This window comes from Asticcacaulis sp. MM231, from assembly GCF_964186625.1.
In the GTDB taxonomy this organism is placed as follows: domain Bacteria; phylum Pseudomonadota; class Alphaproteobacteria; order Caulobacterales; family Caulobacteraceae; genus Asticcacaulis.
Window position 1 is genome coordinate 1894724 of the sequence record NZ_OZ075108.1, and the last position, 11827, is coordinate 1906550.

An 11827-nucleotide genomic window follows, 5' to 3' on the forward strand; every position below is an offset into this window, starting at 1 on the left:
GCGCGCTCTTGAATGTGGTCCCTTCGTCTATCGGTTAGGACGTCAGGTTTTCATCCTGAAAAGAGCGGTTCGACTCCGCTAGGGACTGCCAAGAGTATTTTCCCACATTGCTTTTTTATCTCTTGCGCTTGATCATACGGTCGCGCACTTATCCACAGAAAATTAACCATTTTTGTTATCTGAACAGCCCAAAAGCGCTGTCGTGATCACAATAATACTCGCCTAAAGCGATTTTCTGGCGTATTTTCGCAATTCATGCGAATATTTCTCTTTTTATATCCCAAATTGAGATATCTGTGTTATGATAATGAGTGTCACTTGATAGTTCATGGCGACATGGGTGAGGATAGATGAGTTTGTTTGATTATAATAACAAAACAGAAGCCGAAGAGTTAGTAACGATCTCAGGTCATGTGAAGTGGTTTGATACGGCGAAGGGTTACGGCTTTATCGTTCCGCAGGATTCCACGCTGACAAGCATGCGCGATGTTCTGCTGCATATTTCTAGTCTTCGTGATCTGGGACGCGACTGCGCCCAAGAAGGCGCGAAAATTTCTTGCAAGATCGCCAAACGCGCCAAGGGTTGGCAGGTTATCGAGATAGATGATCTGGAAGTGGTGGCGGCGGGCCATAGTGCTGTACGCTCAGATATTCAGGCGTCGCGTGCTTCGCGTGCCGTCCCTGATAGTGTGCGCGTAGGCGATCTCGAAGCCGCCACTATTAAGTGGTTCAACCGGACCAAGGGCTATGGTTTTGTGGTTCGCGGTGATGATCCTACCGATATCTTCATACATATTGAGACGCTCCGTCGTTATGGCCTCGAAGATGTCCAGCAAGGGGACGTTATCATGGTTCGTTTTGGCGAAGGCCCAAAGGGGCTGGTGGTGACCGAGGTTCAGCCCAAAGCCCTAGTGTAAACATCGTCCATTACAAAAGATATTCAGCGCGGATGGCTCAGGTTGTCCGCGTTTCTTTTTGTCTTGAAAACGCCATGCGCTGCAGTCATGGTCTGCCAATTGAGTACTGGCAATTGAGTACAGGCAGGAATGATGCGCATGACGAAGACCTATGTGAAGTCGGTTTGGGCGGCGGTGATCGCAACAGGGCTGGTATCGCTCGGTTGCTCATCTTCGGGTGTGGCGCAAGACAATGCGCCGGCTATACCGGCGCAATGCCTTAATATCGACATTTCTCCCTATACACCGCCTGAAAAGCTGGCGGTTACCCATGCCGGGTCTTCCGGCGCCATGGTCACGACGTCTTTCTCGGTCGAAATCGCCGATAATGACGAAACCCGCGAGCAGGGGCTGATGTGCCGCCCGCAACTGGCGGCGGATCAGGGCATGTTGTTCGAGTTCCAGAATGTCGCCGACCGGAGCTTCTGGATGAAGAACACGCTGATCGGTCTCGACATCATCTATATCGCGCCGGATGGCCGAATCGTTTCGATTCAAAAGAATGCCAAGCCACTCGATCGTACACCTTTGCCATCCTATGGCGCCGCCAGTGGCGTGCTGGAGGTTCAGGCCGGGCTCAGCGATAGGCTGGGTCTGAAGGCGGGCGACATCGTTATCCACCCCTTTTTCCATAAGCCTTGAGCCAGAAGCGAGAAAAGTCAGCCACTTGTTGATTTTTAGCGATGACGGGGCTTGCGGAGGTCAATCTAAAATGGCATGAAGCGCGCCTCTTCATCGTTGGGCCGCACGGTCCGATGATTGAGTTCGGGGTGTAGCGCAGCCTGGTAGCGCAGCTGTTTTGGGTGCAGCAGGTCGAAGGTTCGAATCCTTTCGCCCCGACCATCTCATCGTTGACCGGACCTTCACAGGTTTCAGACATCGGTGTTTGGAAATTATAGATCAGTCGGGGCGTAGCGCAGCCTGGTAGCGCGCCTGCTTCGGGAGCAGGAGGCCGGAGGTTCGAATCCTCTCGCCCCGACCATTTAAAAAAGCCGGCCTCATTAAGAGGCTGGCTTTTTTAATGTCTGCTGCCTTTTTTAATGTCTGAATGTATTGGCAAAGCGGCGACAAGACTTAGCTTTCCTCTTTACCCAACCCTGCTTTTGGTAGTAACAGACTGAGGAAGCCTGGGCTCTGACGAATCCATGCCGCTCAAGGAGACAACGATGTTTGCGCGTATTTTCAAACCTGCCAAAACCGCCATGCAATCCGGCCGCGGCAAGACCCATGACTGGATCCTTGAGTTTGAACCCAGGTCCGCCCGCACACCCGATCCCCTGATGGGCTGGTCATCATCGTCAGATACCGACGCGCAGGTGCGCCTGACCTTCGAGACCAAGGATCAGGCCATGGCTTTCGCCGAACATCACGGCATTCCTTTCCGTCTCATCGAGCCGGAAGCGCCGCCGAAAATCATCAAAGCCTATGCTGACAATTTCGCTTATGGCCGTCGCCAAAGCTGGACCCACTAAACGGGCCTCACTGGCTCCGTAGCTCAACTGGATAGAGCATCCGCCTTCTAAGCGGACGGTTACAGGTTCGAGCCCTGTCGGAGTCGCCACTCATCCCTATACTGCCCTTAACCTCTTCGTGAGGTTGGAGGCCCAGACTTAAAGGTCTGGGCATTCTGATTCGGTTTTGACGACCGGCGTATCCAATGCTTCCTGCCCCCATTCTGCCCACGAGCCGTCATAGAGTAGGGCCGAGGTATGGCCGGTTTCGTGGAGCGCCAGGCTGATGATGGCGGCGGTCACGCCTGAGCCACAGGTGGTGATAACGGTATCGGTTTCATGAACGCCATGCGCCTGCAGTATCTCGGACAGTTCTGCCCTGGGTTTCAGGGCGCCCTCGCGTATCAGTTCGGCAAAGGGCAGGCTGCGGCTGCCAGGCATATGGCCAGAGCGCAAACCGGCGCGCGGCTCAGGTGCGCTGCCATCGAAACGCGCCTTGGGTCTGGCATCCAGAATTGTGTAACCTGTTTCATTAAGATGGTTATACAATTCTCTCAAATTCATCACCTTTTCATCGCGTCGTTGCGGTGAATAGTTTGTGGGCACGGGCGTTATAATATCGGCCGAAACCTGCAAGCCGGCGGCCTTCCAAGCCGGCAAGCCACCGCGCAAGATTTGCACCTTGTCATGGCCCATAAGCTTGAACGTCCACCACACGCGCGCCGCGGAGAAGAGCCCCTGCCGATCATAGATCACGACATGATCGCTTTCGGAAATGCCCATCGCACCCATGGCCTCAGCGAATTGCCGGGCGGACGGCGCCATATGCGGTAGGGCCGAGGTATGATCGCTGATGGCTTCCAGATCAAAAAACTGGGCCGAAGGAATGTGGTCCTGCCGAAAGAGCGCGTGCATGTCCGTGCCATCAAGCGCCCAACTGCCATCGAGTATTTTGACAGCCTGTTTTTCGATAAGGGCGTTCAGGCAGCCGGGTTCAATCTGCGTGGTCATCTTGTCCTCGTTGTTTGTAAGCTTCCAGCGCGCGCTGGCGGGCGAAGGCGTGGTCGACGATAGGCTTAGGATAGGCGGTGGAGGGCGGCGATGTGTCGCCTGAGCCAAACAGATCGTTTTGCACTGTCTTGTGGATACCGCCTGTGGAGGGATGTGTATAACCCTGTATATAACGCGCGCGGTAAGCGCCCTGCGGGTCGAATTTTTCTGCTTGAGTTATGGGGTTGAAAACGCGGAAATAGGGGGCTGCATCGGCGCCGCAGCCTGCTACCCATTGCCAACTGGCCGGATTATTGGCCGGATCGGCATCCACAAGGCAATCCCAGAACCATTGTTCGCCGCGTCGCCAGTCAATCATAAGGTGCTTGATCAGGAAGGACGCGGCCACCATGCGGACGCGATTGTGCATATAGCCGGTCTGCCACAGCTCGCGCATTCCGGCGTCGACCAGTTCATAGCCGGTTTCGCCCCGGCACCAGGCCTTGAAACCGGCATCATCCTGCCGCCATTCAAACGTGTCAAAATCACGCCTGAAATTGACCTCGTGCAGCCTGGGTTGTTGGCCGAGCAAGCCGTAGGAGAAGTCGCGCCATGCCAGTTCAGCGCGGAACTTGGCGGTGCCCATGCTCAGGCTGTTATCGGCTCGCACGGCCTTGTCGGTTTCAAGAAGGATACGCTGCGGGCTGATTTCACCAAAGCGCAGGTGGGGCGAAAGGTGTGAGGTCAGGTCGAGATCGGGCCTGTCGCGTCCGGAGTCATAATCGCGCAGATGATGCTTCAGAAAGCCGCGTAGCGCCGCTCGCGCCCCGCGTTCGCCTGGCTTGAAGCGGGCACCAAAGCCGTTAGACCAGTCTTTTCCGCCTGGCGTCAGCTTCGGCGCAAGGCCCAGAGCCTCGATGGACTGGGAGTGCGGCCATTTAGCCGGTGCAGCCCACGAATCAGTTGATGGGTTTTCCGGCAGATGATCAACATCACAGGCGCCCGATGCCTGAAGCGCCTTGAAATAGGGAGTAAAGACGCGAAACGGTTTACCTTCCCCGGTTCTGACCCGGTTGGGTTCCGTCAGAAGACTGGTATTCAGGCGGTTAAGCGTGAGGAAGGAAGCCTTTAATTTATTTTCAAGGTGCAGGTCATTTTCTTCATGGGCGGGGTCAAATGTACGAGAACAAAATATTGTTTTTACATCATATTCTTTTGCCAATGACGCCAGAATGACCTGAGCCGTGCCGCGTTCAATAATCAATCTTGATCCAAATGAACGCAAACCCTCATCCAAAGCTTTAAGAGAATGGTGCAACCACCATTTCGAAGCAGCGCCTAAAGGGCGTGTGGCAAGGGTTTCATCCCATATATAAAGAGGAATAATCGGTTGACCGGTTTTTAGCGCCGCTTGAACACTGGCCTGATCCTGAAGCCGCAAATCACTGCGAAACCACAGGATGACCGGCGCGGCATGTAGGGGGTTTTCTGTCATGGAGCCTAAATGGAAGCTTGCCTGTTGGGAGCGTCTTGGGCACAAAGGCTAGCATGGACCAAATCAATCGGACACCCTTAAGCTGCTGTATAATCGCTCATAATGAGGCGGATCGCATCGGTGATTGCATTCGCGCCATCCAGGGGCTTGTGGACGAAGTGCTGGTCATCGACAGTGGCTCCACTGATGACACGGTCGCGGTTGCGGAAGGTTTGGGCGCCCGCGTCCTGTATCATGCCTGGCCCGGCTACGGCCCGCAGAAGCGCTACAGTGAAGATTGCGCCACGCATGACTGGATTCTCAATCTCGATGCGGACGAGGTGGTGACACCCGAACTCGCTGCCGAGATCAAGGCTTTGCTGCAAACGACACCACCGCTCAGGGCCTACCGGTTCCGCATCCGCAATGTCTATCCGCGCAAGTCCAAGCCCAGGCTTTGGGCTGACTATCATAACTATGTGCGGCTATATGATCGCCGGGTCGTCCGTTTTCGCGAAAGTCAGGTGCACGACACAGTGGACACGAGGCACGAGGCGGTCGGCCAGCTAAAGGGCCCGGTCATGCACTTCTCGTCGCGGTCCTACGCCCATATCCGCGCCAAGCTCGATTCCTATACCAACCTGCAAGCCAAGGTGTTGAAGAAACCGGCATGGGCCATCGTCTTGAGGCTGCCGTTTGAATATCCCTTCGTGTTTATACGCTATTTCTTCTTTCGCTGCCATTTTACGGGTGGTTTGGATGGCCTGTACAGTAGCCATCTGGCCGCGGAAGCGCGCCTTAAGCGCCTGTGGAAAATATTGATGGCGCAAAAAGCTGCGAAGAAAGCGCAAGGCTAATGTCAGCGAGTTCATCCTACCTTCATGCAGAAACTGGCCTGGCGCTTGGAGGCTCTGCTCTATGACAGCTTTGTCGCGGTGATGCGCGCCTTGCCTGTTGATACCGCGTCAGACCTGGGCGGCTGGATCTTCCGAATCTTCGGCCCCATGACCGGGGTTCAGAAGACCGTGCGGCGCAATCTGAAACTGGCCTTCCCAGATATGTCGGCTGACGAGCGCGATCTTTTGATCGCAAAGCAGTGGGAGAATACCGGCCGCGCCATGGCCGGGGAATTTCCGGTGATGGATCGCATCGTGAAGGATCGCAGCCGCTTTGATATCAAAGGCTTCGAAAAGCTGGAGGCCATCGCCAACAGCGGCAAGCCGGTCATCTTCATTTCCGGCCACCTGTCGAACTGGGAGATCATGAACGCGGCCATACTGGCGGCGAAGGTGCCCTATATGATCACCTATCGCGCCGCGAATAATCCTTATGTCGATGCCCGTATACGCGCCGGTCGCGCGGCTTATGGCGTGACGATGTTCGCGCCGAAAGGCGGCGATGGCGCCAAGGAACTTCTGATTGCGCTGCAAAAAGGCGAGTCGGTCGGGCTGATGAACGACCAGAAGTTCAATCGCGGTGTGCCGACTCCGTTTTTTGGTCATATTGCGGAAACGGCACCGGGACCTACCAAACTGGCGCAGCGTTTTGGCACCGTGCTGCAGCCGTTGACGATTCGCCGTTTGCATAAGGCGCGTTTCCACGTGACTGTACACGATCCGATCGAGGTTGATGATACCGGCCACAAGGCCAGGGACATAGAGACCACGGTCTGCAAGATCAGTGCTTTCATTGAACAGGCGGTACGCGATAACCCCGAAGAATGGTTCTGGGTCCATAAGCGCTGGCCGAATGACGTCTATAAGGCGTTGCAGGACTAGGAGCCCGTCCGAGTAACCAGTTTTGGGGTTAGGTATTTTTTGATTTGGTTCGGCAATATCGGGCCCGGCCATTTTTTCGTTGCTGCCAGTCTGTTCAGAAGGTGTTTTGTCTTTAGGTTGCCTTGGCGAGCTTCAGGATGTTGTGAACGGTACAGATCATTGCCCATTCGGCGGATACGTTTTCTATGCCTCGCATTAGAAACTGACGAAAGCCTCTGGCGTGTTTGATCTGGCCAAACACAGGTTCTACCGTCTGCTTTCGTAAACGGTATGGACTTTCATAGCCGCCTTCGCGCAATCGTTTGCGCATCTCTTCCGTTTTGGGCGTTTTGGCCCGGCCGCCATCCGCAGCCGGGCTGTTATGCTTTTGACGTCCGGTTGCAATAAAGGCGTCTATTTTCCGATTTTCCATGGCCGCTATATTGGCTTCGGAGCAATAGCCTGCATCAGCCGATAATTCGTCTGGAGCCTTGCCAGTATTGGCAATAACGGTGTCAACCATAGGCACCAACTGGGTGCAGTCGGCGGCGTAGTTGTTTAAGTCATGCGCCAATATGATCTGAGCCCTGGCGTCCACGGCCACCTGGGCATTATAGCCTTGGATAAATCCATCACGTCCCAGCATGATTTTGCTATCAGGGTCAGTGAAGTTCCGTTGTGTCTTATTAGATGGCATACCTTCGGGCGTTTTCGGCTTAGGTCCACGCTTCTTCCCGGATGATGCTGGTGGGCCGTCTGGATCTTCCGGGTCTTTTCCGGACTTTGCCGCTTCAGCCTTTTTGTTCTCAGACTTTGCTTTGGCCTCGGCCTCAAGGGCGGCTCGTGCCTCCTTGATTTTCGCCAGCCTCTTTTCCTTCGAAGTCATCCAGTCTGGCGTTTCATCGCCACGCTTGTCACCAAACTCTGCATCTTCAGCGGCATCTGCAGCTTCTGCGGACTTAAGCCAACGCGCAACCTCAGCTTCCAGGTCAACCTCGGCGGTCTTCATCCGACCGTAGCTCATAGCCTTATTTTTTGACGCATTGGCCTTCATCTTCGTACCGTCCACAGACACATGGTTTAAGGCAACAAGACCAGCCTTACGGCACAGCGTCAACACCTGCAGGAATAGGCCGGACAACGCGCTCAAGTGACGTTTGCGAAAATCGGAGATCGTCCGATGGTCAGGACGGTTCATCGCAGTAACCGCCATAAAATCTAACCGCTCATCACACGACCTTGCCAGGCGACGAGACGAATAAATACCCCGGCTATAACCATAAAGTAGCAGGGCCGTCATCATGCGAGGATCATAAGGCGGATAACCACGATCCTCGCTGTAAACATCCAAAATAGAAGACAAATCAAGATCTTCCCTGACCATGTCTCGGATAAAGTGAGACAGGTGACCTGCGGGAACGAATTCGTCCACAGAAGGTGGAAGAAGCTGAAGTTGGTCAACTAGCCAGGGCCGGAATGTCTTGGTGCTCATAGGAAATGAGTGAATCACCAAGACACACAACTGTCGACCAAAAACCTCAAAAAGGCTGATTACTCGGACGGGCTCCTAGGGCTGTTATCAAGGGTCACAAAAAGTGAACCCTGAAGACCTTGCTTTAGGATGGCACGCTCTTAAGCTCTGCCCGACATGTGGATACAGAATGTAATGAAACGCCGGCGTGGTCTGGTGATTGGCGGGGCTATAGCCACCTTTGTGGCGCTCGCCTTGTTGTATCTGCAAAACGACATCCATCGTGATCTTCTTGATCCCAAGATACCGTTCCCAGTCTATCAGCCGCCACCTGCACCGGATTACGCCAAAATGGACGCCTGGCACCTCAATCCGGCCCTGGCGAAATTCTATGCTGATCCACGCAAGGTCGATGTGTTCTTCATCCATGCCACCAGCTTCAACGGCGGTAAGTCGTGGTTGGGGGCAACCGGCAGCAATGCTGCGCAGGAAGATGTGCATCGCATACAGTTGCCCAATTATGCTGCACCCTTTGGTATCATGGGCAATATCTATGCTCCCAAATATCGTCAGGCTAGCCTCTATACCCAGTTGACGCTGCGCGAAGATGCCCGTGAAGCCCGGCAATTCGCTTACCGCGATGTGGAGGCCGCTTTCCGTGTTTTCCTGAAAAAGCGCCAAGGGGGACGCGGTTTCGTGATCGTGGGAATCGAGCAGGGCGGGGTGCTCGCGGAACGCCTGATCCGCGATATCGTGGCGCCTGATCCCGACCTCAAACAACAACTGGTGGCGGCTTACCTGCTGGAAACCCTTGTGCCGGAAAGTCAGTTCGGGCCGCAAAGCCCATGGCTGCCAGCCTGTATGTCACGTCAGCAAACGCATTGTCTCGTCAGCTATGTCTCCATCAATTCAGGCCGTCCCGATATAGCGCTTCAAGTGCTGCAAAAGGCCGTTTATTGGGAAGGTGATGAATTGGCAGGGCTGGGATCGGCCAAGGGGGTTTGCGTCAATCCCTTGCTGGGCGCGGCGTCAAACGAAGAGGTCGCGGCAAGGCATTCTTTAGGCGCCACCAACGCCACCGGGCTGGAATGGGGCACAGAACCGCCGTTGAGTCCGCGCAAGGTGTCAGCGCATTGCCTGCGTGGGTTGTTGTTCGTCGATAAGCCGAATTCGCCGTCCTTGCGCGATGACGGCACTTGGGAGGGGCAGAGAAAGGTCAATCCTTACAATCTGTTCTATGGTGATCTTCAAGCGGATATTCAGGCGCGCTGGCAGGCTTATCAAGCGCTGCCGGTACCGGCGCAGCCCTAGTCCTGCTTATCCGCCAGGTCAGGTCGCCAGTCAAAAAGCTGCTTGAGCACCTCGATGGCCTTGCGGCGCGGCGCTGGCAATGCGTCCCCGTGTTGCAGAACATAGATGGCATCGCGCGCCGCCATCGCGATCAGGCTGGTGTGCGCCACCGGATCGACGAAGCGATAGTCGGGGAAGCCGGATTGCTTGGCGCCCAGAATGTCACCTTCGCCGCGCAGTTTCCAATCCATCTCAGCGATCTTGAAGCCGTCCTCGGTGTCACGCAAAAGCTCCAGACGTGCCTGTGCGTTCTTTGACAGAGGCGTATCGTAAAGCAGGATGCAGGCGCTCTTGTCGCGTCCGCGCCCGACACGCCCGCGAAGCTGATGCAGTTGCGCCAGGCCAAAGCGTTCCGCCTGCTCGATGATGATGATCGACGCGGTCGGCACATCAATCCCGACCTCAACAACAGTTGTGGCGCACAGGATGCGTATTTCACCGGCGGCAAACCGGCCTATGACCGCGTCCTTGTCTTCCGAAGCCATGCGACCATGCACAAGGCCGATCTCTATCCCCATGGCCTCCTGAAGCTCACGATGACGCCGTTCGACCGCGATCAGGTCGGATTCCGCGGTATCTTCGACCAGCGGGCAGATCCAGTAGGCTTGTGAACCACTGGCCAGCGCCGTTTTCAGGCGCGCGATCACATCCGGCAGCCTTTGGCGCGGCAAGACCGCCGTATGGATCGGCTGGCGGCCGGGCGGCTTTTCATCGAGGATACTAAGATCGGCCTCGCCATACTGCGTCAGAGCCAGGGTGCGCGGGATCGGCGTCGCCGACATCGACAGATAATGAACGGCGTCGCCCTTGGAAAACAGGCGCTGGCGCTGACCGACACCGAAGCGGTGTTGCTCGTCGATGACGGCCAGTTGCAGGCTCTTGAAATCGACACCGTCCTGAAAGACGGCGTGGGTGCCAAAGATGATCATGACCTCGCCATTGGCCACGGCAGCGCGTTTTTCTTCGCGCGCCTTGCCCTTGTCGCGTCCGGTCATGATGGTTGACGTGATGCCCAGAGGCTGCAGAATTCGACTGACATTTCTCATAGTGCTGACGTGCCAGAATTTCCGTAGGCGCCATCATCACGCTCTGATAGCTGCCCTCCGCCAGATCGATCATAGCCAATAGCGCCACTAGCGTCTTGCCGGCGCCGACATCGCCCTGGATCAGCCGGTTCATGCGATGGCCAGAGCGCAGATCGCCGCGCACATCTTCCAGCGCCCGAATCTGCGCGCCCGTCAGCCCGAAAGGCAGGCTGGCCAGCGCCAGATCGGACCAGGCGCGATAATCAACCACACGGGCGCTCGTGCTTTGTCGGTGCTGTTTTCGGCTTTTAAGCGCCAGTTGATGCGCCAGCGCTTCATCATAGGCCAGACGCTGGCGCGACGGTGCATCGGGCGACAAATCAAACTCGGCTTGCGGCGCATGGACAGTTTTCAGCGCTGCATTAAAGGATGGCCATATGTATTTGTCCAATATAGCTTTATCCTGCCATTCCGGCAGATCGGGCAGGGTGGCCAGGGCGGTCTGCGCGAACTTGCGGATCAGGCGAGACGACAGGTCATAAGTCGCCGGATAAACAGGTTCGCACGCCGGGATTTCACCAGCCTGCGCGACATCGACCACATAGTCCGGATGCGTCATCTGAAGATATGATCCGAACTTTTCGATCTTGCCGCTGATCAGCCGTTTCTCGCCAATCGGATGCTGAATCTCGAAGCTGCGGATGCGGTGGAAATAGACCAGTTGCATCCGGCCGGTATCGTCAAACACCTCTATGCGCTGGGGCGCCTTAGGCGCGGAAGATGGATAGCCGCCGATAGTCACCTCGACCGTCTGAACCTCGCCGATTCGCGCTGTAGCGAGCGTTACCAACGGCCTTTTTATGATCCCCGACGGCAGGAAGAAGGCCAGATCCCGCACATGCGTCCCCACATGGGCGCTTAAGGAAGGCGCTATCTTGGGGCCGACGCCTTTCAGGCTGGTCACCGGCGCATAGTAGGGAAACAAAATTTCTGGTCGCATGGGCTTATCAAGCACCAAAAATGCTTTATGAGAAGGGCCAGATTGGTTTTCCGGAGTTCAAAGCTGTGACAGAAAAAGAGATGCGTGAGGCGCGCCTGAAAAAGCTGTCCTTCCGGGCATGGCGTCGAGGCTTCAAGGAGGCCGATATCATCCTCGGAAACTTTGCCGATGATCGTCTGCCAGAGATGACACCTGAGGAACTGGATATTTTTGAAATCCTGCTCGAAGTGCCCGATCAGGACCTCTATGGCTGGATCATTCAGCGCGATCCGACCCCCGAAGACTTCCGCTCGGTGATCATGGATCAGCTCAATCAGTATTATAAAATCGCCTATACGAAGATCTAAGACTGC

General features: G+C 55.5%; 10 protein-coding genes, 4 tRNA genes and 1 pseudogene. 11 read left to right on the forward strand and 4 right to left on the reverse strand.

All coding sequences use genetic code 11. The features are described from left to right. The first annotated feature begins 16 nt into the window (after positions 1 to 16). From ABQ278_RS09265 to ABQ278_RS09295, 7 genes are all read left to right on the forward strand, one after another. A tRNA-Glu gene (locus ABQ278_RS09265) sits at positions 17 to 91 on the forward strand. A gap of 259 nt (positions 92 to 350) precedes the next feature. Continuing rightward, positions 351 to 917, forward strand: coding sequence for a cold shock domain-containing protein (locus ABQ278_RS09270; RefSeq protein WP_349319351.1), 567 nt, complete (start codon positions 351 to 353; stop codon positions 915 to 917). A 138-nt stretch (positions 918 to 1055) separates the two neighbouring features. Beyond that, positions 1056 to 1598, forward strand: coding sequence for a DUF192 domain-containing protein (locus tag ABQ278_RS09275; RefSeq protein WP_349319352.1), 543 nt, complete (start codon positions 1056 to 1058; stop codon positions 1596 to 1598). 124 nt (positions 1599 to 1722) lie between these two features. Further along, positions 1723 to 1799: transfer RNA gene (locus ABQ278_RS09280), tRNA-Pro, on the forward strand. A 62-nt stretch (positions 1800 to 1861) separates the two neighbouring features. Next, a tRNA-Pro gene (locus tag ABQ278_RS09285) sits at positions 1862 to 1938 on the forward strand. Positions 1939 to 2122: 184 nt separating this feature from the next. Next, a complete protein-coding gene (locus tag ABQ278_RS09290) occupies positions 2123 to 2428 on the forward strand; it encodes an ETC complex I subunit (RefSeq protein WP_349319353.1) in 306 nt (101 codons plus the stop codon). Positions 2429 to 2440: 12 nt separating this feature from the next. Further along, positions 2441 to 2517: transfer RNA gene (locus ABQ278_RS09295), tRNA-Arg, on the forward strand. Positions 2518 to 2566: 49 nt separating this feature from the next. On the opposite strand, the gene sseA is transcribed toward ABQ278_RS09295, so the two are convergent. After that, positions 2567 to 3418, reverse strand: a complete 852-nt coding sequence (sseA, locus tag ABQ278_RS09300) for a 3-mercaptopyruvate sulfurtransferase (protein ID WP_349319354.1) — start codon at positions 3416 to 3418, stop codon at positions 2567 to 2569. Further along, positions 3402 to 4892 carry a deoxyribodipyrimidine photo-lyase gene (locus ABQ278_RS09305; RefSeq protein ID WP_349319355.1) on the reverse strand — a complete coding sequence of 497 codons (1491 nt, stop codon included), beginning with the start codon at positions 4890 to 4892 and terminating at the stop codon, positions 3402 to 3404. The genes sseA and ABQ278_RS09305 overlap by 17 nt, the downstream gene beginning before the upstream one ends. A 53-nt stretch (positions 4893 to 4945) precedes the next feature. On the opposite strand from ABQ278_RS09305, the gene ABQ278_RS09310 reads away from it, so the two are divergent. Both ABQ278_RS09310 and ABQ278_RS09315 read left to right on the forward strand, forming a co-directional pair. Next, positions 4946 to 5728, forward strand: a complete 783-nt coding sequence (locus ABQ278_RS09310) for a glycosyltransferase family 2 protein (RefSeq protein WP_349319356.1) — start codon at positions 4946 to 4948, stop codon at positions 5726 to 5728. Positions 5729 to 5752: 24 nt separating this feature from the next. Next, complete coding sequence (locus ABQ278_RS09315; RefSeq protein WP_349319357.1) at positions 5753 to 6649, forward strand: lysophospholipid acyltransferase family protein; 897 nt, start codon at positions 5753 to 5755, stop codon at positions 6647 to 6649. 112 nt (positions 6650 to 6761) lie between these two features. Here the strand turns inward: ABQ278_RS09315 and ABQ278_RS09320 are convergent, their stop codons facing one another. Further along, positions 6762 to 8120 carry an IS1182 family transposase gene (locus tag ABQ278_RS09320; protein ID WP_349319358.1) on the reverse strand — a complete coding sequence of 453 codons (1359 nt, stop codon included), beginning with the start codon at positions 8118 to 8120 and terminating at the stop codon, positions 6762 to 6764. Between the two features lie 174 nt (positions 8121 to 8294). Between ABQ278_RS09320 and ABQ278_RS09325 the strand changes: the two genes are divergently transcribed. Further along, positions 8295 to 9410 carry a DUF3089 domain-containing protein gene (locus tag ABQ278_RS09325; protein ID WP_018080143.1) on the forward strand — a complete coding sequence of 372 codons (1116 nt, stop codon included), beginning with the start codon at positions 8295 to 8297 and terminating at the stop codon, positions 9408 to 9410. Here ABQ278_RS09325 and recG read toward each other — a convergent pair. Then, positions 9407 to 11474, reverse strand: a pseudogene (gene recG / locus ABQ278_RS09330) (ATP-dependent DNA helicase RecG). The gene ABQ278_RS09325 and the pseudogene recG sit on opposite strands and share 4 nt — an antisense overlap. A 20-nt stretch (positions 11475 to 11494) precedes the next feature. Here recG and ABQ278_RS09335 point away from each other — a divergent pair. Beyond that, positions 11495 to 11821, forward strand: a complete 327-nt coding sequence (locus ABQ278_RS09335) for a succinate dehydrogenase assembly factor 2 (RefSeq protein WP_018080145.1) — start codon at positions 11495 to 11497, stop codon at positions 11819 to 11821. Positions 11822 to 11827: the final 6 nt, after the last annotated feature.

Excerpts from the sequence above, each read along its gene's own strand:
- ABQ278_RS09335 (WP_018080145.1), top strand. The coding sequence starts at position 11,495 with ATGCTTTATGAGAAGGGCCAGATTGGTTTTCCGGAGTTCAAAGCTGTG.
- ABQ278_RS09290 (WP_349319353.1), top strand. The coding sequence starts at position 2,123 with ATGTTTGCGCGTATTTTCAAACCTGCCAAAACCGCCATGCAATCCGGC.
- sseA (WP_349319354.1), bottom strand. The coding sequence starts at position 3,418 with ATGACCACGCAGATTGAACCCGGCTGCCTGAACGCCCTTATCGAAAAA.
- ABQ278_RS09275 (WP_349319352.1), top strand. The coding sequence starts at position 1,056 with ATGACGAAGACCTATGTGAAGTCGGTTTGGGCGGCGGTGATCGCAACA.
- ABQ278_RS09315 (WP_349319357.1), top strand. The coding sequence starts at position 5,753 with ATGCAGAAACTGGCCTGGCGCTTGGAGGCTCTGCTCTATGACAGCTTT.
- ABQ278_RS09310 (WP_349319356.1), top strand. The coding sequence starts at position 4,946 with ATGGACCAAATCAATCGGACACCCTTAAGCTGCTGTATAATCGCTCAT.
- ABQ278_RS09270 (WP_349319351.1), top strand. The coding sequence starts at position 351 with ATGAGTTTGTTTGATTATAATAACAAAACAGAAGCCGAAGAGTTAGTA.
- ABQ278_RS09325 (WP_018080143.1), top strand. The coding sequence starts at position 8,295 with ATGAAACGCCGGCGTGGTCTGGTGATTGGCGGGGCTATAGCCACCTTT.
- ABQ278_RS09320 (WP_349319358.1), bottom strand. The coding sequence starts at position 8,120 with ATGAGCACCAAGACATTCCGGCCCTGGCTAGTTGACCAACTTCAGCTT.
- ABQ278_RS09305 (WP_349319355.1), bottom strand. The coding sequence starts at position 4,892 with ATGACAGAAAACCCCCTACATGCCGCGCCGGTCATCCTGTGGTTTCGC.